18 protein-coding genes are annotated in these 23,920 nt (G+C 42.1%); all 18 read left to right on the top strand.

What is annotated here, in order from left to right:
* Window positions 1-262: 262 nt before the first annotated feature.
* The 18 genes from POV27_RS11965 to POV27_RS11880 all read left to right on the top strand — a co-directional run bounded on the left by POV27_RS11965 (window position 263) and on the right by POV27_RS11880 (window position 23,871).
* Window positions 263-1,168, top strand: a complete 906-nt coding sequence (locus POV27_RS11965) for a T9SS type A sorting domain-containing protein (RefSeq protein ID WP_272863010.1) — start codon at window positions 263-265, stop codon at window positions 1,166-1,168.
* 314 nt (window positions 1,169-1,482) lie between these two features.
* Window positions 1,483-2,994 carry a T9SS type A sorting domain-containing protein gene (locus POV27_RS11960; protein ID WP_272863009.1) on the top strand — a complete coding sequence of 504 codons (1,512 nt, stop codon included), beginning with the start codon at window positions 1,483-1,485 and terminating at the stop codon, window positions 2,992-2,994.
* Between the two features lie 79 nt (window positions 2,995-3,073).
* Window positions 3,074-3,610 (top strand): NADPH-dependent FMN reductase, encoded by a 537-nt coding sequence (locus POV27_RS11955; RefSeq protein WP_272863008.1) that lies wholly within the window; start codon window positions 3,074-3,076, stop codon window positions 3,608-3,610.
* Window positions 3,610-4,908 carry an anthranilate synthase component I family protein gene (locus POV27_RS11950; RefSeq protein ID WP_272863007.1) on the top strand — a complete coding sequence of 433 codons (1,299 nt, stop codon included), beginning with the start codon at window positions 3,610-3,612 and terminating at the stop codon, window positions 4,906-4,908. Before POV27_RS11955 ends, POV27_RS11950 begins: the two co-directional genes overlap by 1 nt.
* A gap of 81 nt (window positions 4,909-4,989) precedes the next feature.
* Window positions 4,990-6,279 (top strand): tRNA lysidine(34) synthetase TilS, encoded by a 1,290-nt coding sequence (gene tilS, locus POV27_RS11945; protein WP_272863006.1) that lies wholly within the window; start codon window positions 4,990-4,992, stop codon window positions 6,277-6,279.
* A 3-nt stretch (window positions 6,280-6,282) separates the two neighbouring features.
* The gene (locus POV27_RS11940; RefSeq protein WP_272863005.1) at window positions 6,283-8,262 is read left to right on the top strand and encodes a protein-disulfide reductase DsbD family protein; all 1,980 of its coding nucleotides are present in this window, start codon (window positions 6,283-6,285) and stop codon (window positions 8,260-8,262) included.
* A gap of 6 nt (window positions 8,263-8,268) precedes the next feature.
* The gene (locus POV27_RS11935; RefSeq protein ID WP_272863004.1) at window positions 8,269-10,104 is read left to right on the top strand and encodes a CocE/NonD family hydrolase; all 1,836 of its coding nucleotides are present in this window, start codon (window positions 8,269-8,271) and stop codon (window positions 10,102-10,104) included.
* A gap of 437 nt (window positions 10,105-10,541) precedes the next feature.
* Entirely contained in the window at window positions 10,542-11,198 is a 657-nt protein-coding gene (gene pgmB / locus POV27_RS11930) for a beta-phosphoglucomutase (RefSeq protein WP_272863003.1), read from the top strand.
* Window positions 11,199-11,204: 6 nt separating this feature from the next.
* Window positions 11,205-13,487 carry a glycoside hydrolase family 65 protein gene (locus tag POV27_RS11925; protein ID WP_272863002.1) on the top strand — a complete coding sequence of 761 codons (2,283 nt, stop codon included), beginning with the start codon at window positions 11,205-11,207 and terminating at the stop codon, window positions 13,485-13,487.
* A 6-nt stretch (window positions 13,488-13,493) separates the two neighbouring features.
* Window positions 13,494-15,179 (top strand): alpha-amylase family glycosyl hydrolase, encoded by a 1,686-nt coding sequence (locus tag POV27_RS11920; RefSeq protein ID WP_272863001.1) that lies wholly within the window; start codon window positions 13,494-13,496, stop codon window positions 15,177-15,179.
* A 2-nt stretch (window positions 15,180-15,181) separates the two neighbouring features.
* The gene (locus POV27_RS11915) at window positions 15,182-16,648 is read left to right on the top strand and encodes an alpha-amylase family glycosyl hydrolase (protein ID WP_272863000.1); all 1,467 of its coding nucleotides are present in this window, start codon (window positions 15,182-15,184) and stop codon (window positions 16,646-16,648) included.
* Window positions 16,649-16,754: 106 nt separating this feature from the next.
* Window positions 16,755-17,741, top strand: coding sequence for a 6-phosphofructokinase (pfkA, locus tag POV27_RS11910; protein WP_272862999.1), 987 nt, complete (start codon window positions 16,755-16,757; stop codon window positions 17,739-17,741).
* Between the two features lie 15 nt (window positions 17,742-17,756).
* Entirely contained in the window at window positions 17,757-18,752 is a 996-nt protein-coding gene (gene gap, locus POV27_RS11905) for a type I glyceraldehyde-3-phosphate dehydrogenase (RefSeq protein WP_272862998.1), read from the top strand.
* Window positions 18,753-18,755: 3 nt separating this feature from the next.
* The gene (locus POV27_RS11900; RefSeq protein WP_272862997.1) at window positions 18,756-19,625 is read left to right on the top strand and encodes a BadF/BadG/BcrA/BcrD ATPase family protein; all 870 of its coding nucleotides are present in this window, start codon (window positions 18,756-18,758) and stop codon (window positions 19,623-19,625) included.
* Between the two features lie 12 nt (window positions 19,626-19,637).
* Window positions 19,638-21,200, top strand: a complete 1,563-nt coding sequence (gene pgi, locus POV27_RS11895) for a glucose-6-phosphate isomerase (protein WP_272862996.1) — start codon at window positions 19,638-19,640, stop codon at window positions 21,198-21,200.
* A 111-nt stretch (window positions 21,201-21,311) separates the two neighbouring features.
* Complete coding sequence (locus tag POV27_RS11890; RefSeq protein ID WP_272862995.1) at window positions 21,312-21,671, top strand: hypothetical protein; 360 nt, start codon at window positions 21,312-21,314, stop codon at window positions 21,669-21,671.
* 672 nt (window positions 21,672-22,343) lie between these two features.
* Window positions 22,344-23,153, top strand: coding sequence for a sensor histidine kinase (locus tag POV27_RS11885; protein WP_272862994.1), 810 nt, complete (start codon window positions 22,344-22,346; stop codon window positions 23,151-23,153).
* 46 nt (window positions 23,154-23,199) lie between these two features.
* Window positions 23,200-23,871: a response regulator transcription factor gene (locus tag POV27_RS11880; RefSeq protein ID WP_272862993.1), complete on the top strand. Its 672-nt coding sequence runs from the start codon at window positions 23,200-23,202 to the stop codon at window positions 23,869-23,871.
* The last annotated feature ends 49 nt before the right edge of the window (window positions 23,872-23,920 follow it).

The following is a 23,920-nucleotide window of genomic DNA, read 5'->3' as shown; positions in this document are numbered from 1 at the left end:
CAATTTATTTTTTGTAACTTAAAGCCACAACTAAAGAACTTTAATCAAAATATTGCAGTGCTTTTTGGCGAGAGTATTGCTTAAGGGTATAGTCCCTCCCACCCTTATGGAACCGTTCCAAATTATAGGAATTCACCTATTTTGGAATGTGCCTCTGTTCCCAATTATATCCACCAAAGTTTTTTAGTACAAAATCATTGTTTGAAATCCGATGGTATTCGGGGATCGATACCTATACATATGCAACTAAAAACTAACCTTTATGAAACACAAGTACTTTTTGGCGATGGTGCTGTGCGTTTTCTTTGCCTTTTTTGAAGCAAACGCACAATTTATGGATGACATGGAATATCCCGACGCCTGTGCCTGCAGCAGTTGGTGGACTACTTGGGAGGATTCCGGAAACCCTTTGATTGTTGTCGGGAATAAGGGAGAAAAAATAGGACATATCCCTTCCCAATTTAATGATGATGCCGTTCTCTTTTTGGGCAATCAGATTTTTGGGGATTGGGGATTGGAGTTCGACATGTACATTCCTTCTGGAAAAGAAGCCTACTTTAGTCTACAGGGCATTATTCCTGTGACTGGCGGGGAATATATAGTGGGCCACTTTTTATTTAATGAAAACAATATTTTACCTGGAGTGGGAGAGATTACAGATACATTTTTTGGATCCGTAACGTTCGACTTCCCTCACGATGAGTGGTTTCGTGTCGCCATGAATTTCGAGCTTCTTGGAATCAGCGGACCTTCTTGGGGGATGAGTGTTAACGATGCCATTGTTATTGAAGAAGGAAGTCCATTTATAAATTCCAACGGAAGTACCCCTACAAGTTTGGGAGGAGTTGAATTTAGAGCAGTTAATGCTGTTGCCGATTTTTTTGTGGACAACTTCAATTTTGAGGATAACCTAATAATTTTGAATACAGTTGAAAGTCAAACTGAACCCGTAGTTATACTTCCCAATCCAGTGAACGATACAGCAACCCTATTCACCAACGAACCTGTTGATGGATGGAAGGTATATGGTATTCAGGGGAATTTGATCTTGGATAGCAAGGAAGGGAGTGGCCAGACAATTCCCATGACTGCATTGCCCAAAGGAATCTACCTAGTCGAAGTTCGTATGGGAGATAGAAAGAGTATACAAAGGCTCATAAAAAAGTAATCATTGTTACCTATCAGAACATTTCTGATGACCAAACCATATAAGACAACTAAAAACAAAAATTCTATGAAACACAACTACTTTTTGGCGACCGTAGGTGCGCTTTTTTCACCTATTTTGATGGATGGACATACTATATTGACTGTTTCTAACAAGTAAACGTACATGCCCCCCTTGGTGGATCTTGGGACGGAGGCCCGTGCGAAATACTGGGAGGGACAGTAACCTGCAACGGTGCCTTCGGGGGGCATATTAAAGAAGATCCACAACCTTATATGATGACCAAACCATAAAACAACTAAAAACTAAATTCTATGAAAAACAAGTACTTTTTGGCGATGGTGCTTAGCGCATGCTTCGCAATTTTTAGCGCCCAGGCACAATTTACAGACGATTTTAATTGGATAGACATTGGCGAGTGTCCTCCTTGGTGGAGTTCATGGACGGGAGAATGCATTAGCGTTGGGAATGGTGGATGTTCACCTCCTTATAATGGATATATGCGACCCAGTGATCCCGGTGCTGGTGACGTCGTAGATCCTGTCCTAAATTTAGGGAATCAGACCTCTGGGCTTTGGTCCTTAAAGTTTTGCATGTATGTTCCTTCCAACAGGGAAGCCTACTTCAATTTACAGGGGATAGTTCCCGTAGGAGGAGGCGAATGGATTGTTGGGAATATCCATTTTAATCAAGACCTATTAACTCCCGGAGAAGGCCTTATCGATAATTCAGCTTTGGGAGCGGTAACCTATAATTTTCCGCATGACCAATGGTTCGATATTGAAATGAACTTTGATCTTACAGGGGGTATAGATAATGCTACTTGGGAATTTATTGTGGATAATGGTACCGTGCTTCCAGCCGGTACCCCTTTTACAGATTCTAATGGCACTGTGCCAACGAGCTTGGGTGGGGTAAATTTCTTTTCTATATCTGCCGATAACGAATACTTTATAGACCTTATTGAGTATACTAATGAAATGCCCAATCCTTCACAAGACCCGTATTTTGATGATATGGAATATGATGAACCCCTTTCCGATAATGCATGGTGGGAGTATGGTCCTATTGCCATAAATGGAACCAATACTTACAGTGGCTCAAATGCAGGTTATATGTCTGATGGGACCAGTGCGACTTCGGTTTTAAATTTTGGGAATAAGATTTTCGGATTTTGGTACAATATTTTCTATCTCTATGTACCTTCAGGAAAAGAGGCTGCTTTTTCCATTCAAGGCGAGATGCCACTGGTAGATGGAGGTTCTGTGGTTGGGGATATTATTTTCAACGAAGATGGGACCAATCCTGGGGTTGGGAAAGTAACCGATTCCGCATTGGGTGAGGTCACGTTCACTTTTCCCCAAGATCAATGGTTCCGAGTACGAATGTGGTGGGATATTACTGCAGGGATTGATGTATCGGTATGGTATATGGATGTGGATGGTGTTACTGTTATTCCTGCGGGAACCGATTTCACGAATTCGAACGGCGATTATCCAACGGCAGTGGGAGGATTGGTATATAAGGCGCGCTCTGCTGATAGTGAATTTTGGGTGGATGACATTATTTTTAGCGACCTTGTTATTGGTGTTGAGGATTTTTCCAACCTATCATTTTCGCTTTCACCAAATCCAGCGTTGGATGAAGTGCGGATACAAACCGAGAACACTTTTAAAACTGTACACATATATAATCTTGAGGGTAAGCTAGTGTTGCAAACAGGTCAAGAAGAAATCATAAACGTAGCCTCATTACCCGCTGGGGTCTACTTTGTGGAAATACATAATGAAAAAGAAAAATCGATTCAAAAGCTAGTGAAAAGGTAATCCTTTTAATAATTGCTTTTTTAAATTTGAACCACCCGAATTCTCGGGTGGTTTTTTTGGTTTTCAATATATTTACAACATGAAAAAGATTCTTGCCTTTGCCGGAAGTAACAGCAGTACTTCCATCAATCACAAACTTGTTTCGCATATAGCTTCAACCATCGCTAATCATGAGATTTCGGTTATTAAGCTGACCGATTATCCTTTACCTATGTACAGTGAAGATTTGGAAAAGGAAGCAGGGTTTCCTTCCGAACTTTCCAGTCTGTTGGAAAAAATTCAAGGGGCTGACGGGCTTATCATTTCGGTAAATGAACATAATTCGGGGGTTTCGGCCTTTTTCAAGAATGTGACCGACTGGCTTTCCCGTATTGAACGTAACTATGGTGAAGGTAAAAAGGTGCTCGTTCTTAGTGCATCACCAGGAGGAAGGGGAGGACTTTCCGCCAACCAATACCTCTCTGGAGCACTTCCCAGAACGGGAGCAGAAGTTGTAGCCTCGGTTACCTTTCCTTCTTTCTACCAGAATTATTCGGAAGAAGAATCTAGGATTAACGATGCAGAGCTCGCCGAAACGGTTTCACAGGCGGTAGATGCCCTTTTAGCAAGTCTATAGTGGAGCGAATCCTAAAGAAATACCCTATTTCTTTAACCGATTCCTTGAAGCGACAGTTGCTCCTTTGGGCACAACGATATGAGGAGGTGATTTGGCTAGATTCCAATGACCACAATCAGAATCATAGTAGCTATAGGGCGCTATTGGCGGTCGATGCCAAGTCTAAAATCGAAATAGGAGCTTCCCATGCTTTCGATGCACTGGCAACCTATCGGAAAAATACGCCGGATTGGATGTTCGGTTATCTTTCGTACGATCTTAAAAATGATGTGGAGCAATTGCATTCCCGAAATTTCGACGGCCTTCAATTTCCCGATCTCTATTTTTTTCGGCCGAAAAAAGTATTCCTCTTCACAGATACGGAAGTGGAAATGCATTATTTGGAAGAGGTTGCTGATGAAATGGAAAAGGATTGGGAGTTAGTAAACCAGCAACAGGTGAAAACGGAATCTTTGGTTTCCGAAGAAAATATCCGGATACGCCTGCGCACCTCAAAGGATAATTATTTCGCCAAAGTGAATGAAATGCTTCGTCACATTGATCGTGGGGATATTTATGAGGCCAATTTTTGTCAGGAATTCTTTGCCGAACAAACGACCATAGACCCCATACGGGCTTTTCATCACCTCAATGAAATTTCTATTCCACCGTTTGCCACGTTTTTACGTTTGGGCGACTTGTATGCGCTTTCAGCTTCTCCAGAGCGTTATCTCAGGAGGGAAGGAACCCATGTGGTATCACAACCTATAAAAGGAACTGCCAAACGTTTGGAAGACCCTGTGGCCGATGCAGAAATGGCGCGGTTTCTAGAAAACGACCCCAAAGAGCGAAGTGAGAATATCATGATCACCGACTTGGTACGAAACGACCTTTCCCGATTTGCTATCAAGGGTTCTGTGGGAGTCGAAGAATTGTGCAAAATCTATTCATTTGAACAAGTACATCAAATGATTTCGACCATTACCTGCGAAATTCCAGAGGATTTCCCATCGGTTTCCCTCATTAAGAATACCTTCCCCATGGGAAGTATGACCGGAGCTCCCAAAGTATCCGCCATGAAGATTATTGAAAACCTAGAGGATGCCAAAAGAGGTCTGTACAGCGGAGCTATTGGATATTTTACACCCACAGGTGACTTCGACTTCAATGTGGTCATACGCAGTATTCTATACAATGCCCAAGCATGCTATGTGAGTTATTCGGTAGGAGGGGCTATCACGGCCAAATCCATACCCGAAAATGAATACGAAGAATGTTTGCTCAAAGCCAAGGCCATGCGGAAGGTGTTGGAAGGTTAACGTATTCTTTGGAAAGGTATATTACTTCTTTCAGTATTTTTGAAGGCATTTCAAGCCATGTTATCAACTTTTAAAGAACATATGGAGAGGGAATTTCCCATTGCCAAAGGCAAAAAGATTTTAGTTGCCTGCAGTGGAGGGGTGGATAGTATGGTGCTGGTACACCTTCTGTTTCAATCGGGATACAGTATTGCTTTGGCGCATTGCAACTTCGGACTGAGAGGAGACGAAAGTGATGAAGACGAGACTTTTGTTCGCAGATCAGCCGAAGATCTGGGGCTTCCTTTTCACACCAAACGGTTTGAGACGGATACTTTCGCGAAGGAACATAAAGTGTCCATTCAGATGGCCGCTCGGGAATTGCGGTACCAATGGTTTGAGGAGCTATTAGGTAGGGAAGGATACGATTATTTGGCAACTGGACATCATGCCGATGATGACATGGAGACCTTTTTTATCAATCTTTCCAGAAGAACGGGACTTCGCGGACTTCGTGGTATTCCCAAACAAAATGAAAATACCATCCGTCCTTTATTGGCTTTCTCTCGAGAAGAAATCTTGACTTATGCCAAGGAAAATGATCTGTATTGGCGTGAGGATAGCAGTAATGCAGATACGAAATACCTTCGGAATCAGATTCGGCATACTCTCATTCCCGCATACAAGGATTTGGGAGAGAAAGCACAAAAAGGATTTCAAAGCACTCAGAATTATTTGGATCAGAGCAGCAAGCTGATCGATGATTACATTCAATTGGTGCAGAAACTTGTGGTCGAAGAAACAGCCGAGGGTATTATAATCAATATCCCTAAACTACAGGATTTACCCAATACCGATGCCTTATTGTTTGAGTTACTGCATCCCTACGGATTCACCGATTTCGATACCCTACGGGATTTATTGGAAGCACAGACCGGAAAGCAAGTGTTATCCAGCAGTCACAGAATCCTAAAAAATAGGGAACATCTTTTGCTAACTGTCTTAGAGATAGAAGGTCCGGAAGGCCGTTATGAAATTGAAGCCGCCACGACAAGTATGGAAGCTCCTATTTCTCTTGCTTTTTCACAAGCCGAACGGTTCGAAATTACCAATGGCCATACGGTTTTTGTAGACACGGAGACGCTCACGTATCCGCTGTTATTGCGAAAGTGGGAAGAGGGGGATAGCTTTTATCCCTTTGGAATGCAAGGAAAAAAGAAATTGAGTAAGTTTTTTAAGGATGAAAAGTTATCTTTGGTGGCCAAAGAAAATTGTTGGCTCCTTTGCAGTGGAGATCAGATCGTTTGGGTAGTAGGCTACCGCATGGACGACCGGTTTAAGGTGACCAAACAAACAAAGAAAATAGTACGAATTGATTATACCCCAAACTAGCATATGAAACGCTTCTTAGTTATATGTATTCTTACCCTTTTTGCCCAATTCTCATTTGGGCAGGGATTGTTGGATCCTGTTAAATGGGATGTGTCCATGAAACAAAAGGATGGGAACCAATATGAAATAGTTATCGATGCTTCTATAGATGCCGGATGGCATTTATATAGCCAGAAGCAATTTGGAGCAGAATTCGAAGGCCCCATTCCAACTGAGTTCACATATAATGCTACCGATTCTACCTATCGCTTAGTGGGCGATACCAAAGAACCACAGATAAAGCCAATTTTCGATAAAGTATTCAACTTGGATGTGGTGTACTTTGAGGATGCAGCAAAGTTTAGCCAGATCATAGAAGTGATTAATGAGGACAACTTTAAAGCTATTGTTGAGGTATTCTATTCGGTTTGTGATGATGAAAAGTGCCTAGCACCCGAAACCAAATCGTTCGAAGTTTCGCTACTGGGTGCCTCTGCGGTGACGGAAAACGTTGAAGTATCATCAACGGACTTAGCAAAGACAGAAGCCCTTAAACGCGATATTAAGGGAAGGGATAAGTACGAAGATGTAGACAAAGAGAAGAAAGGACTGTTCACAATTTTTATGTTAGGATTCCTAGGTGGGCTTATAGCATTGCTTACACCATGTGTATTCCCTATGATACCACTTACGGTAAGCTTTTTTACCAAAAGTGCCCAGAACAAGAAAAAGGGATTGGTCAATGCTATCTTGTATGGACTGTTCATTTTCCTTATTTATGTATTATTGAGTATTCCTTTCCACGTATTGGATTCACTCAACCCAGAGATACTAAATAACATTTCTACCAACGTAACACTTAATGTTATTTTCTTCGTCATTTTTATTGTTTTCGCATTCTCCTTCTTTGGGTACTTTGAGCTGACATTACCTCAATCCTGGAGTGCTAAAATGGACAGCAAGGCAACGAGTATAGGAGGTTTCATAGGAATCTTCTTCATGGCATTGACCTTAGCCATTGTTTCATTCTCTTGTACAGGACCTATATTGGGAACCTTATTGGGTAGTTCCTTGACAACTGATGGAGGTGCAATGCAACTAAGCATGGGAATGGGAGGTTTCGGATTGGCATTGGCATTGCCATTCGCATTGTTTGCTATGTTTCCGAATATGCTGAATACACTGCCTAGGAGTGGCGGTTGGCTGAATACAGTGAAAGTAGTGCTTGGTTTTATCGAATTGGCTTTAGCCTTTAAGTTCCTTTCCAATGCCGATTTGGTTGAGCACTGGGGCATTTTGAAAAGAGAGGTGTTCTTTGCTATATGGATTCTGTGCGCTTTGGGATTGGCGTTGTACCTTTTCGGCCTTATACGTTTCCCACATGATGGCCCTAAAGGAAAATTACCCAAAGGGAATATTTTGGTAGGAGTACTTTCTGTAGCCTTTTTACTGTACCTTATTCCTGGGCTAACCAACACTAAATATGCAAATCTGAAGTTGCTAAGTGGATTCCCACCACCTTTATTTTATAGTTTGTACGATAAGGAAACCACAGCCCCATTAGGACTGAATGCCTATAAAGACTTCGACGAGGGCTTAGCAGCAGCCGAAAGGGAAGGAAAACCTATTATGGTAGATTTCACAGGATGGGCCTGCGTAAATTGTCGAAAGATGGAGGAACAGGTATGGAGTGATCCCGAAATCTTCAAATCTATTAGTGAAGATTACGTATTGATTTCTTTGTATGTCGATGATAGGAAAGAGCTGGAGGAAGGGGAAAAGTTTAATTTTGTTTGGCCTACAGGGAAAAGCAAAAAAATAGCAACAATTGGTGACAAATGGTCTACGTTCCAAACCATAAATTTTCAAAACAATTCACAACCGTATTACGTCCTAATGGACTCAGAATTGAACCTTCTCAACAAGCCTGTTGGCTATACCCCAGATTCCAGTGAATATCTGCAATGGCTAAAGAGTGGAGCGTCCAATTTTAATAAAAACTAATCCATTATGAAAAGACTGATTTTTCTTATTGCCCTATTCGTAGCTACTACAGCATGTGCTCAAGAGGACTATGCTAAAGATCATTACAACAAAATGGAAACCACCATTACCATGCGTGATGGTGTTAAATTGCACACAACCATTTATTCACCCAAGGACACTTCTAAAGAGTATCCTATATTACTGCAGCGTACACCGTATAGTTGCCGTCCCTACGGAGAAGATCAGTTCCGTTCCAGGATTGGGCCCAATGAGTTTATGATGAAAGAAGGAAATATCGTGGTATATCAGGATGTTCGCGGCCGATGGAATAGTGAAGGGGTATACGATAACATGCGTGCCTACATTCCAAATAAAAAAGGGAAACAAGTAGACGAAGCCAGTGATACCTATGACACCATAGATTGGTTGGTGAAAAACGTAGCCAACAACAATGGGAATGTAGGGGTTTGGGGAATTTCATACCCGGGATTTTATGCCACGTATTCATTATTGGATGCCCATCCGGCGTTAAAAGCGGTTTCTCCCCAAGCCTGCATAGGTGACTTCTTTTTCGACGATTTTCACCACAATGGAGCTTATTTCCTGAGTTATTGGAGGGCTACAGCCGTATTTGGTTATGAGAAAACCGAACCTACCCAACAATCTTGGTATTCTTTTCCAGATTTAGGATCTAAAGATCAATACCAGTTCTTCTTGGACAATGGCCCACTTTCCAATTTGGACAAGTACTACGGCAAGGACAATGTTTTCTGGCAACAATTAAAGGAGCATCCTAATTATGACGAATTCTGGAGATCACGTGGAATTATTCAGCATCTTAAGAATATTAAACCAGCGGTAATGGTAGTGGGAGGATTGTTCGATGCAGAAGATCTCTATGGTCCTTTTGAAACCTACGAGAAAATAGAACAGAACAGCGATAACTACAATACTATGGTCTTTGGACCTTGGAGTCATGGCGATTGGGCGCGTAATAATGAGCGACAAGCCATTGGGAATGTTTATTTCGGAACCAACCTTTCCCGAGATTACCAAAGGGATGTAGAGACTACCTTTTTCAATCATTTCCTGAAGAACGAAGGAAAAGGAACCTTGGATTTACCAGAAGCTAAAATGTTCGATACAGGAACGCGCGAATGGAAGAGCTTTACCGAATGGCCTCCTAAGGATGTAAAGAAGAAGACTATGTGGCTGCAAAGCGATCAACGATTGAATGCTGTGGCCGATCGCAGCAATACGTACGAAGAGTTCGTGAGCGATCCAAAGAAGCCCGTTCCGTATTCCGAAGATATCAAGATGGTATTTACCCCAAGAAAGTATATGGCAGACGATCAGCGATTTGCCGCCCGAAGACCTGATGTTTTGGTGTTCGAAACTTCAGTTTTGAAGGAAGATATGACCCTTACGGGCGAAATTTTGGCAAAATTGAATGTTTCTACTACGGGGACCGACGCAGATTGGGTGGTAAAATTGATTGATGTGTATCCAAATGATGCAGAAGATTATCCCGAAACTCAGAAGTATCTGAAGATGGCAAATTACCATCTTATGGTACGTAGTGAGGTGATGCGTGGACGCTTTAGAAACGATTTCAGCAAGCCCGAACCTTTTAAGCCTAATGAAAGAACTCAAGTAGAAGTAAAACTACAGGACGTATGCCATACATTTAAGAAGGGCCATAAGATCCAAATTCAGGTGCAAAGTACGTGGTTTCCCTTGATAGACTTGAATCCACAGACATTCGTGCCTAATATTTTTGAAGCTAAAAAGGAGGATTTTCAGAAGCAAACACATCGTGTTTACAACGATTCTACTGTGGAGTTTTTAGTGCTGGAATAGGGACAAAAAAAAGCGCTGCGTAGTGAAAAGCAGCGCTGATAACAAACCTAACTTAGTAAATTTTATTTCAGTATCGAAAATCAATTTTTTATCCCCACAAAAAATTTTTCCAATACGAATTCACTAATACTTCAAAGATAGACCACAAAAATTAACTACCTATACGTGCATACACGTATTTTTACACTAATAAGTGTTAAAATAGTATATTCCTATAGGGAAATAGGGTTTTAAGTCCCCATTTACGGGACCTCAGTGTACATCGGTATTTGCCAGAAATTTTAACTAAAACGTTTTCGGTAATTTATTCCATTTCTACGCCTCAAAAAATACATATCTTTAGAACCGATTTTACAATTAAATGCTGTGAACACTGAGGTTTCAGCGCATTAAATGTGCTGTTTTTAACCTGTATTTTGCCGCTTTTACCATAATAAATGACGAGAAAAGGATTTATTTTCGATTTGGATGGTGTCATCGTAGATACCGCCAAATACCATTACCTAGCGTGGAAAAAACTTGCAGAAAGCATAGGAATTTCCTTTACAGAAGAAGACAACGAACAATTAAAAGGGGTGAGTAGGGTACGTTCCCTAGAAAAAATACTCTCCTGGGGCAATAAAGAACTCCAAGAAGACAAGTTCATGGAACTGTTGGCCGTAAAGAACAATGACTACTTAGAATACATTGAGAAGATGGATGAAAGCGAACTGCTTCCCGATGTAAAGAGGGTATTACATTTCTTATTGGATAGTGGTCAACCGGTTGCCTTGGGGTCGGCCAGTAAAAATGCCCGTAAAATATTGAGGGAGGTGCATCTATACGCTGCCTTCGAAGCTATTGTAGACGGTAACGATGTGACCAATGCAAAACCTGACCCAGAAGTATTCTTAAGGGCCGCCGAACAAATTGGGGTAAATCCAGCCGACGCCATCGTTTTTGAAGATTCCTTAGCGGGAGTGCAGGCTGCCAATATAGCTGGAATGACCAGCATAGGTATTGGAAACCCTAAGATACTGCATGAGGCAGATTATGTTTTTTCGGATTTTACCGAAATGTCCAATGAATTTTTACACAAACTCATTCATCAATAACAACCAATGAATCAAGAATATATCATACCAGATCCGTGGAGCATCATTGAAGAAGGCTTCGATGCGGAGCTGGTAAAGTCGTCCGAAAGTCTGTTCAGTATTGGAAATGGAGCCATGGGACAGCGTGCCAATTTTGAAGAGGATTATAGCGGCCCAACCTTTCAAGGGAGCTATATAGGAGGGGTTTATTACCCCGACAAAACCCGTGTAGGTTGGTGGAAGAATGGTTATCCCGAGTATTTTGCGAAAGTATTAAACGCTCCTAATTGGATCGGTATACGGGTTTCCGTAAATGGTGAAAACCTCGATATGAATCAATGCGAGGTAGCTCAGTTTCGTAGGGAATTGAATATGAAGGAAGGCTACTACCGCCGATCGTTTGTGGCGACCCTTCAAAATGGGACCCAAATTGAAGTGGAAAGCACGCGTATCCTTCATTTGGATCATGACGAATTAGGAATTATCAACTACGCTATAAAAGCACTGAATAGGGACGCAGAGATTGTGTTTAGTCCTTATTTGGATGCCGGAATCACCAATGAAGACAGTAATTGGGACGACCAGTTCTGGGAAATTCTCAATGTTTCGAATGAAAACGATCAAGCCTTCATCCGAAGTAGGACCATGAAAACCCATTTCGATGTTTGTACTTATATGCAGTCCAAACTCTATGTAAATGGAACTTCGTCTGATGTTTCACCGGAGATGGAGACCAAGGAGAAAAGCATTTGGGCACATTACAATGTATCTGTAAGAGAAGGACAAACAGCAACCCTTCAGAAATACGCTGGATATGTGGTGTCCCTAAATCATGAACCCGATGCATTACTAGGAGCAGCTAAAAATATCCTTCAAAAAGGAACTTCTTTGGGGTATGAAGCCCTACAGCAATCCCAAGCACAAGCATGGGCCAAGGTCTGGGAAATGGCGGACATTGCCATTGAAGGTGATGTTGAAGCCCAACAGGGTATCCGTTTCAATATATTTCAGCTAAATCAAACCTATTCGGGAAAAGACGCTCGATTAAATATAGGGCCGAAAGGATTTACAGGTGAGAAATATGGTGGAAGTACCTATTGGGATACCGAAGCCTATTGCATCCCATTTTATATGGCGACCAAAGATCAGCAAGTTGCGCGTAATTTATTAAAATATCGGTACGATCAATTGGGCAAGGCCATAGAAAATGCTGGAAAGCTTGGTTTCACTAAGGGAGCCGCCTTGTATCCTATGGTGACCATGAATGGGGAAGAATGCCATAACGAATGGGAGATTACTTTCGAAGAAATCCATAGAAATGGAGCGATAGCCTTTGCCATTTATAACTATGAACGCTATACGGGCGATACTTCCTATGTACCCGAAATGGGCTTGGAAGTACTTATTGCTATTGCCCGTTTTTGGCATCAGCGTGCTACGTTCAGTACAGCCAAGGATCAATACGTAATCCTTGGGGTAACAGGTCCTAACGAATATGAAAACAACGTAAATAACAACTGGTATACCAACTACATTGCAAAATGGTGTATTAAATATGCCATACGCATGATTGAAAGGGTAGAAAAGGATTCACCCAATGATCATGAACGTATCATGAACAAGACTCAACTTTCTTTGGAAGAAATGAAGGCTTGGAACAAAGTAGCTGGAGCTATGTATTTCCCATATTCGGACGAGCATAGTGTGTACCTTCAGCAAGATGGTTTTTTGGATAAAGAGTTGGTTACTGTAGAAGATCTGGGTAAGGAAAATAGACCCATAAATCAGAAATGGTCGTGGGACCGCATATTAAGGTCTCCCTACATTAAGCAGGCAGATACTTTACAAGGATTCTATTTCTTTGAAGATCATTTTACCGTCGAAGAATTAGAACGTCATTTCGATTTTTACGAACCCTTTACGGTACACGAATCCTCACTTTCACCTTGCGTGCATAGCATTCAGGCGGCTAAGTTAGGACGTATGGAGCAAGCCTACACCTTCTATTTACGAACCTCCCGACTGGATTTGGACGATTATAACAAGGAGGTGGAAGAAGGCTGTCATATTACCAGTATGGCGGGAACCTGGATGAGCATCGTAGAAGGATTTGGAGGCATGCGCGTTAAAAATGGAGAGCTCCATTTTACGCCTCAGATCCCGGAACAATGGACCAGTTATTCCTTTAAGATCAATTTTAGGGGAAGCATTATAAAAGTGTCCGTAGATAAAGACCAAACACATTTTACTTTAGAGAGTGGGCCAACGGTTACGTTGGTTCTTAATTCAGAAAGAATAACGATAAACTAATAGATTATGTCTGTACGAAGTTATCTCCTCATGGCGATGGCCCTCTTTATCTGGATGGGCTGTGGCGAAAAGAAAAAAACAGAAGAAACCCCGAATGAAGAAACCACCGCAGAAGCGAAAACGGCCTATTTCGATTGGGAAGGGGCCAATGTCTACTTCTTGCTTACGGATCGTTTTAACAATGGGGATCCCTCCAACGATGTAAATTTCGATCGCACGAACGAAACTGCTGTTTTAAGAGGTTTTGAAGGGGGAGATATTAAAGGAGTGACCCAGAAAATAAGAGAAGGCTATTTTAACGATTTAGGGGTTAATGCCATTTGGATGACGCCTATCGTAGAGCAAATTCATGATGGGGTGGACGAAGGAACGGGTTATACCTATGGGTATCATGGTTACTGGACCAAGGATTGGACGACTTTGGATCCTAACTTTGGAACGAAGGAAGATCTTCAGGAATTGGTAACCACGGCACATGAAAATGGTATTCGTATTTTGTTGGATGCCGTGATCAATCACCACGGTCCCCAAACCGAAACAGACGGAGTTTGGCCCGAAGAGTGGGTGAGAACTTCACCCAAATGTGACTTCCAATCCTATGAAACCACTACCAAATGTACTTTGGTGGCCAATTTGCCAGATGTATTAACCGAAAGCAATGAAGCCGTTTCCCTCCCGCCACAATTAGAGAAAAAATGGAAGGAAGAAGGCCGCTACGAAGAAGAAATGGCCGAATTGGATGCGTTTTTCGAAAAAACGGGACATCCCAGAGCACCCCGCTTCTATATCATGAAGTGGTTGGCCGATTATATTACCGACTATGGAATCGATGGGTATCGTGTGGATACCGTAAAGCATACGGAGGAATATGTTTGGGAAGAATTTGAAGATGTTTGCGATACTGCTTTTGCCGAATGGAAAGCCAATAACCCTTCTTTGGTACTGGATGATGCACCCTTCTATTTGGTAGGGGAAATCTATTTCTATTCCATCAATACTGGAAAGTACTACGACTTTGGGGATAAAAAGGTGAATTACTTTAACGATAGCTTTGATGCGCTCATCAATTTCGATTTAAGAAGTACTGCCGAAGAATCCTTGGAAAGTGTTTTCAGTCGTTATTCCAATATTTTGAATGGCGACATGGATGGCTACGGTACCATGAGTTATATTTCTTCCCATGACGATGGAGGTCCTTACGATAAGTCCCGTGAAAAGACCTATGAAAGTGCCGTACGATTGTTATTGGCTCCTGGAGCCTCACAGATTTACTATGGAGATGAAATTGGTCGCTCTTTAATTATTGAAGGAACTCAAGGGGACGCTACGTTACGATCTCCTATGGATTGGAAAATGATATCCAATAGCTCAGAAACACAGCGATTATTGAAGCACTGGCAGAAATTGGGGCAATTCAGGAATAACCATATGTCTGTGGGAGCAGGGGTGCACAAAATGATTTCGGAAGCACCTTATGTGTTTTCTAGAACCTATACAAAAGGTGAGTATACCGATCAGGTTGTAGTGAGTTTGAACAATCCTGGTGATAAAGAAATTTCGGTAGGAACTGTTTTCGCCAATGGAACTGCACTTAAGGACGCTTATAGCGGTCAAGAAGTGGAGGTGAAAGATGGAAAAGTCACCTTTAGTTCAGAATTCGATATCGTATTACTAGAAACCTTAAATCCTTAAGAATGAAAAAGGTAATTGTGTTTTTACTCGTGCTTTCTGTAGCTTGGTCCTGTAAGGAAGGTCCCGGTAAGGAAGCCGCAGGCGAAAATCAGGATACAGAATCACAGGAAATGGCAAGAAAACCAGAACGTGTTCTCATTAACGATGCTATATTGGAGCAAGGGGTCATTTATGAGGCCAATATCCGTCAATACTCTCCCGAAGGCACTTTCAATGCTTTCACGAAGGATATTCCCCAACTCAAGGAATTGGGTGTTAAGGTTATTTGGCTAATGCCCATTCATCCAATATCTATGGTGAAGCGGAAAGCCACCAACGATTCTTCCATTGAAGAGATCACCGATCCCGAAGAGCGAAAAAAATACTTAGGGAGCTACTATTCGGTGGCCGACTATAAGGCCGTAAACCCCGAGCACGGGACCATGGAAGATTTCCGGGAGTTGGTACAAACAGCACATGATAATGGCATGTATGTCATTATCGATTGGGTGCCCAATCATACAGGATGGGATCACCCCTGGATAACCGAACATCCCGAATATTACACCAAAAACGAGGCGGGTGAAATTACCGATCCTTTAAATGATGAAGGTGAGCCTTGGGGTTGGACCGATGTGGCCGATCTTAATTACGACAATATGGAAATGCAAGACGCCATGATCGACGCTATGAAGTTTTGGATCGTTCAAGAAGGGATCGATGGTTTTCGATGCGATGTAGCCCATAGTGTTCCTGCCAGTTTCTGGGAAAAAGCGATTCCTGCTTTGCGAGCAGAGAAAAATATTTTCATGTTGGCCGAAGCCGAGATTCCTGAGATTATGAAAGATGATTTATTTGAAATGTCCTATGCATGGGAGTTTCACCATCTACTGAATGCTTTGGCTAAAGGGGAAAGCAGTGTTGCAGATTTCGATGCTTATATGACCAAGGAACAGGGACGCTGGGAAGACAATGATATGCTTATGCGATTTGTAACGAATCACGATGAGAATTCGTGGGCAGGACCTGTAAAGGAGCGTATGGGAGATGCTTCCGATGCGTTATTGGCCCTAACGTATTGTGTGAAGGGAATGCCTTTAGTGTATAGCGGACAGGAATATGATTTGAATCATCGTCTTAAGTTCTTCGAAAAGGATCAGATTCCAAAAGATAAAGGCATGACTTGGGAAAACCTGTCCCGATTAGGACAACTAAAGAATAGCTATCCAGCTATGGCTGGTGGAAAGCAATCGGCATCCTATGAACGACTCACTTCCAACAACGATAATGTCTTGGCTTTCCAACGTGAGAAAGGAGATAGTAAATTGATCTACATAGCAAATTTGAGCGGCGCACCTCAAAACGTAATCTTGAATGTAGAAGCCGAAGGTCCAAATTGGGATCCCATTTTGAATCGGGAATGGGAAGTTAACAAAGACGGACCCATGGAATTAGCTCCTTGGGAGTACCATATTTTGATAAAAAAATAAAAATTAGCCCCAAATTTTGGGGCTTTTTCATAAAATGGCCTTTTCGAAAACGTTATCGTCAATATTTTGCTTTGTTCAATAAAAACTTTGCTATAATTTTACCTAAATGAGTGAGAAAATTAAAAGAATTGCAGTGCTTACAAGTGGGGGGGATGCCCCTGGAATGAATGCGGCCATTCGAGCTGTTGTACGTTCCTGTGCCTACCATGATGTAGAGTGTGTAGGTGTGTTTAGAGGCCTGCAAGGACTTATAGAAGGTGACTTTAAGGAATTGGGCCCCCGATCGGTGAAAAACATCATCAATAGAGGAGGAACTTTTCTGAAATCGGCACGCTCTCAAGAATTCAGAACCAAGGCCGGAAGACAGGAAGCTTACGATAATTTGAAGGAATCCAATATAGATGCCCTTGTGGTGATTGGAGGGGACGGAACTTTTACCGGAGCTAAGGTGTTTAATGAAGAGTACGATTTCCCTATTGTCGGAATCCCTGGAACCATAGATAATGACATTAACGGAACCGACTATACCATAGGATATGATACGGCTTTGAACACCGTGGTGGAAGCCATAGATAAGATTCGGGATACAGCCAACTCTCACAACCGATTGTTCTTGGTGGAGGTAATGGGACGTGATGCGGGCGACATTGCCTTGAATGCCGGAATTGGTGCTGGAGCAGAGGAAATTTTGATTCCCGAACAGGATATGGGAAAAGACAGGTTGGTGGCTTCTTTACGACGAAGTAAGAAGTCCGGAAAGTCGTCCAGTATCGTGGTGGTTGCGGAAGGTGATCAGATTGGAAAGAACATTATGGAATTGGCCGATTACATTCGGGAAAATTTGGATGAATATGAAGTAAAGGTGACCGTTCTCGGACACATTCAGCGTGGTGGCACCCCCAGTTGCTACGACAGGGTATTGGGCAGTAGATTGGGCGTAGGAGCCGTCGATGCCCTCCTAAAAGGAGAACGGGATGTAATGATAGGAATTTCACACAACAAATTGGTTTCGGTCCCCTTTACCGAAGCCATAAAAGGAGAAAACGAAATAGATTTAGACCTAATACGCGTTGCAGATATTACATCTGTATAATTTCAAAAATAGAATATGACAAAACTCGGTATAAACGGCTTCGGCCGCATAGGAAGAATTGCCTTTAGAATAGCAGCTAAAAACGACAATGTAGAGATTGTTGCTGTCAATGATTTATTGGATGTAGATCACCTGGCTTACTTACTTAAATACGATTCCGTACACGGAAAATACGACGGAACCGTAGAAGTAAAGGACGGTCATTTGGTGGTCGATGGAAAAACCATCCGTGTTACCGCAGAAAGAAACCCCGAAGACTTAAAATGGGATGAAGTAGGTGCAGAAATCATCATAGACTGTACAGGAATTTTTACGACCAAAGATACAGCCAGTGCCCACATTAAAGCCGGTGCCAAGAAAGTAGTGATTTCGGCTCCTTCCAAGGATGCCCCCATGTTCGTAATGGGCGTAAATCACAACGAAGTGAAGCCTGAGGATACCATCGTGTCCAACGCCTCTTGTACGACCAACTGTTTGGCGCCTATGGCAAAGGTGATCGATGATAATTTAGGTATTGTAGAAGGACTTATGACTACGGTGCATGCCGCTACCGCCACACAACTTACGGTAGATGGCCCTTCCCGAAAGAATTACCGATTGGGGAGAAGTGCTTTGGCCAATATCATCCCTACCTCTACGGGGGCTGCTGTTGCAGTAACCAAGGTAATCCCTACTTTGGAAGGGAAACTTACCGGGATGGCATTCCGTGTACCTACTACCGATGTATCTGTGGTAGATCTAACAGTGCGAACCGAAAAATCGGCCACCTATGAAGACATCAAGAAGTTATTTAAAGATGCTGCTTCTGGAGCACTAAAAGGGATTGTGGATTACGTGGAAGACCCTGTGGTTTCCCAAGATTTTGTGAGCGATCCGAACACCTGTAATTTCGACGCCAATGCGGGGATTGCCCTTAATGACAATTTCTTTAAATTAGTGGCGTGGTATGATAATGAATATGGATATTCTGCCAAGCTAATTGATTTGGCAGCACACATTGCAAGTATATAATATATGACGATTATAGCCGACGGTGGTTCCACGAAATGCGATTGGATATTGCTGGATGAAGCGGGGAATCAAGTCCTTAAAACAAGAACACGTGGATTGAATCCTGCGGTAGTACCGCGGGAAGATCTCTACCAAAGAATAAAGGAAAACAATGACCTTCCGGGACTCTTTGGTAAGGTAAGTCATGTGGATTTTTATGGTGCCGGATGTGGTACCGAAACGCCTAGAACGGCATTACGTTTGGTACTCGAAGATTTATTCGAAGGTGCTAAGGTTACTGTTCAGGAGGATGTGGCTGCGGCCGTTTATGCAGCGACCACAGAACCCGGTATTGTATGTATCCTCGGAACGGGATCCAATAGTTGTTATTTCGATGGAAAGGAGATTCACACTCCTGTAGCGTCCCTAGGATTTTCCTTAATGGATGAAGCTAGTGGAAACTACTTCGGAAAACGCCTTATCCGTGATTACTTCTATAAGCGAATGCCGGAAGTTTTGGCCAAGGAATTTGAAAAACGTTTCGATTTAGATCCCGATGTCATCAAACAGAATCTGTATCAGAAACCCAATCCGAATACCTATCTAGCCAGCTTTGCGGAGTTTATCTTTACGAGTGAAGAGGTGAACGGGTATTTCTATAAGCTGATTAGCGAAGGCATCATCCGTTTTATCGATTACCGTATTATGTGCTATAAGGAAGCTCAAAGTGTTCCCATTCACTTTGTAGGGTCCATCGCCCATTTTTCCAAAGATATTATTGAAGATTGCATGAAACGCTATCAGTTGGAGTTGGGTAATGTGATTCGCAGGCCCATCGATGGACTTATAGAATACTACCGCAACCATAGATTGAACGTAGCTACCCAAAACTAATACCAAGAGCGTATGAGTTTCCCAAAAATAAATCCCACAAAAACAAAAGCTTGGGACCAATTGACCGCGCATTTTTCTGAAACCAAGTCGGACAAAATGCAGGACTATTTTGCCAATGATCCGAATCGCGCGGATCGTTTCAGTATTCATTGGAACGATTTTTATGTTGATTATTCCAAAAATCGAATTTCAGAAACTACTCAGTCGCTATTGCTTCAATTGGCAGAAGAAGTAAAACTGAAGGAAGCCATTTCAGCTCAGTTTTCGGGAGTGCATATCAATGAAACGGAAGATCGAGCTGTGGGTCATACCGCATTACGGGATTTTACGAATATGAAACCGGAGGTTTCTGAAACCCTTCAGAAGATCAAGGGATTTACACAATCTGTGATCGGTGGAACATGGAAAGGCTATACGGGTAAGTCTATTGAAACCATTGTGAATATTGGTATTGGCGGAAGCGATTTGGGACCCGACATGGTGTGCGAAGCGCTTCGGTATTACCATAATCATCTGGAAGTTCGATTCGTTTCCAATGTAGATGGAGATCATACCATGGAGTCCTTAAAAGGATTGAATCCCGAAACGACTTTATTCATCATTGTTTCGAAAACTTTTACTACCCAAGAAACCCTAACGAATGCCAATACCATTCGAGAGTGGTTCTTGCAATCGGGGACTTCGGAGGATATAGCAAAGCATTTTGTGGCCGTGTCCACCAACTTGGAAGCAGTTTCCAATTTCGGGATTGCCCCAGAAAATATTTTCCCCATGTGGGATTGGGTTGGGGGACGTTTCTCTCTGTGGAGTGCCGTCGGGCTTTCCATTGCCTGTGCCGTAGGGTATGAAAATTTTGAAAACCTTTTAAGAGGGGCTCATGAAACGGATGTACACTTCAAAAGTGCTGCTTTCGAAGAAAATATTCCTGTGATGTTGGCCTTGCTATCTGTTTGGTATAACAATTTTTACGAGGCAGAAAGTGAATGCATTGTACCCTATTCCCAATATCTAAATAAACTGGTGGCCTATCTTCAGCAAGGGATTATGGAAAGTAATGGAAAGGGAGTGGATAGAAACGGTGATCCTATCAATTACCAAACAGGAACCATAGTTTGGGGAAGTACCGGAACCAATGCGCAGCATGCCTTTTTTCAGTTAATTCACCAAGGAACCAAGATCATCCCGACCGACTTCATCGGATTTGCGAAATCATTACATGGAAACGAAGACCATCAGAATAAACTAATGGCCAATATGATCGCCCAGACAGAGGCTTTGTTACAAGGGACATTGGGTACTACGGTAGAAACAGCCTTTAAGGTCTTTACGGGCAATCGACCTACGAACACCATTTTAATTGAAGAGTTGACTCCTAAGTCCTTGGGAAGCTTAATTGCGATGTACGAACACAAGCTTTTTGTACAGGGTGTGGTTTGGAATATCTTCAGTTATGATCAATGGGGCGTGGAGTTGGGCAAGAAGTTGGCCAAGGGAACTTTGCAAGCTATTGAGAAAGAGGATATTTCTCACATAAGTAACACATCTACCCAGAATCTCATCAAGCGTCTGTCCTAGTACACTTCATCGATAAGTTTTTGAAACCTTCGTCAAGTTACGAGGGTTTTACTATTTTTAGTTACTGTTTTCCCCACAAAACAGGCAACTAGTAACCAATAAACTTTAAATATGAGTGCAACAGACAAGAAAATTACATTAGCCGAAGCCATTTCATGGACCTCTGCTTGGAGAAGTGCCCCATCTACCTCAGCTAGGGCATTTTTAATTCCTATTCAGGATCTTCAGGGAGTGTTGAATGAAATTAGTGGACAGGGAGGAAATCCTTGTGCTCGGGCTTATTTGGCTATCGACGGGGGAGTGGAAAAGTTAATTTTCGTGGGTACTTCTCAAGAGACCCAACCGGATAAATCGGTGATCTATCGCGATTTATTACCGGCAGCTGGAGAGGAGGCCACTTCTTCCAATTCCATCTATGATTTTACCAATCCTTGCCCGCCGGATTGTGATCCAAGCAGTCCTTTGAACTAAAGCCGTGAGCGAACATTTCAAAACTATAGGAGATATTACTGTTTATGTTTCCTTGGTCCTTGGACTTATTTACACTGTAAGCTTTATTAGGAATAATAAAGCTTACAGGCTTTTCACGATTTATCTTTTACTAATTTCAATCATTCAAATTGCAGCTTTATATGTAGGTAGAGGCGGTTTGCAGAAATCGAACTTATACTTTTCTCACTACTACTACATAAGTCAATTTGTGCTGCTGTCCCTTTTTTATTTTGAACTCCTTAAAATGCGGTGGATTAAGTTTGCATTGATTCCCGTCCTTCTGTTTATTGCTTATCAGTTCATTGCGGACCCTGAGATATATTTCAGGTATAATCCCTTGGCGATGACAATAACGCAAACAATTATAGTATTTTATTCTATTCTCTATCTCTACAAAACCCTTCAAGGAAAATCAGAATTCGTTATTGTTAATGTCGGAATCTTGGTTTACCTAATTTCCAGCACTTTAATTTTCGCTTCAGGAAATTTGGTTTTGGATCTCGATATTCCTCAAGAGACGAGGTTTACTTTAATTAATGTAAATCGAATATTAACCTTGATTTTTCAGTTATTGATACTAATCGAGTGGATAAAAAATTATCGGCCTCAGTTTAGACGTTCTTAGCGTACTAAAATTCCTATCTTCGTTTCGTGGAAGATTTGCTAACCTCGGACAATCAAGTAATCAATATCATATTAATTGCTATTGGGCTGTTACTGCTCATGGCAATAGCCATTGTCCTATTCTTTTATTTTTCCCGTAAAAAAATCATCAAGGCCGAATTGGAAAAGGCTCGATTAGAAATAGATCACCAAAAGGAATTGCTTCAGGCGACCATTATTACCCAAGAAGAAGAGCGAAGCCGAATTGCCCAAGACCTACACGATGCCATTAGTTCAAAACTGAATGTGGTATCCCTAAATGCGAATTTCCTTACCGAAAAGGACATTACCACCGACGATGCCAATAAATTTGGGGAAAGCATTTTAAACGTCACTTCCACGGTGTTGGAAAACTCCCGTAGGATTGCCCACGACCTTTTGCCACCTACCTTAAGCAAATTTGGATTAGAAGCCGCCTTGGAAGAACTGTGTGACGAGGTGTCGGAATCGGGAAAGTTCGAAGTGCGTTATGAAGCGAACTATCCTATGGAAACTTTGCCATCGGACGAAGAATTACATCTCTTTCGGGTGATTCAGGAATTGATGAACAATTCCATTAAATACAGCGAAGCGTCCCAAATAGACGTGGCACTTCATAAGGAAGATTCGGTGGTGCGGTTGGCGTATATGGATAACGGAAAAGGCTTCGATATAAACGACGCGATGAATTCTAAAGGACTGGGAATGAGTGGTATAAAAAATAGAGCTGCCATACTTAAAGCGGAGCTATCCATGACATCGGCACCCAATGAGGGAATCGAGGTAAAAATTGAAAAACCTTTGGGCAGTAGCGCATAGTATGTTTTCAATTTTATAACTTTACGAAAACTAATTGACCCCAAAAGTGAAAATAAATCTAGTATTAGCAGACGACGAGGAGCTTTTCCGTGTTGGAATGGCCCATATTCTTTCTAAGGATGAAGATATTAATATCGTTCATCAAGCTTGTAATGGAAAAGAGTTACTAGATTATCTGGCAGGAGCCGAATTGCTTCCCGACATCATTATCATGGATATAAAAATGCCAGAACTCAATGGGGTGGAAGCCACCAAGACCATTCACAAGGCGTATCCCGAAATTAGTATCATAGCCCTAACTACTTATAATACCAAACCCTTTATCCGCAATATGATTCAGGTAGGCGCGAGTGCCTATTTGGTGAAAAACTCGCCACCGAATAAGGTACTTCACACGATAAAACAGGTGTATTACAATGGATTTTACTACGATGCGGAGGTTATGAAGGCCATTAAGGGGATCACTAACTTGGCCAATAAGAACGATGCCAAGACCATTTTCGATGATGAGCTTATTACCCCAAGGGAAAAAGACGTACTGGAATTGATCTGCCATCAATATACGTCCCAAGAGATCGCAGACAAGCTTTTTATAAGCAAGCGAACGGTAGAGGTGCACCGAAAAAATCTTCTGGATAAAGCCAATGTGAAGAACATCGCAGGCTTGGTTATTTTTGCCATTCAGAATGACTTGGTGTTGCTATCGGATATGGAATAGCGCAACCATTTTCAATTTTCCAGACTCTTTATTTATAAAAGATGGGCGG

Origin of the sequence: Aureisphaera galaxeae (assembly GCF_028561275.1) — a bacterium.
Classification (GTDB): Bacteria; Bacteroidota; Bacteroidia; order Flavobacteriales; family Flavobacteriaceae; genus Aureisphaera; species Aureisphaera galaxeae.
This window is presented reverse-complemented; position numbering and strand designations above follow the sequence as displayed.